This window comes from Leisingera sp. ANG49 (genome assembly GCF_059694505.1).
Genome location: NZ_JCATZN010000081.1, coordinates 1 through 247, shown reverse-complemented (window position 1 = coordinate 247; position 247 = coordinate 1). Strand labels below are relative to the sequence as shown.

The 247-nt window shown below is 60.3% G+C and carries 1 protein-coding gene; it reads right to left on the bottom strand.

Annotation, left to right across the window (positions count from 1 at the left end; all coding sequences use genetic code 11):
* The coding region (locus tag AC58NV_RS23825; protein ID WP_497229337.1) for an IS66 family transposase at positions 1 to 247 on the bottom strand (247 nt) is incomplete at both ends.

Genomic DNA, 247 nt, shown 5'->3' with positions numbered 1-247 from the left:
ACTGCGCCTGAGCGGTACAGATCATTGAAGCCGGAATAGCCATCCGCGTGCATCCAGCCCCTGTAGTTGGCCAGATGCGCTGAGGGATGCTCGCCTTTGCGGTTAGATGTGAACTGGTACCAGGCGGCAGGCGGATCAGGTCCGCCCCATGGGCGTTCATCCCGAACATAGGTCCAGACGCGGGCCGTCGCGCACTTGCCCTTGGCCTGCATTTTGATTGGGGTATCATCCGCAAAGATAGCCTGGC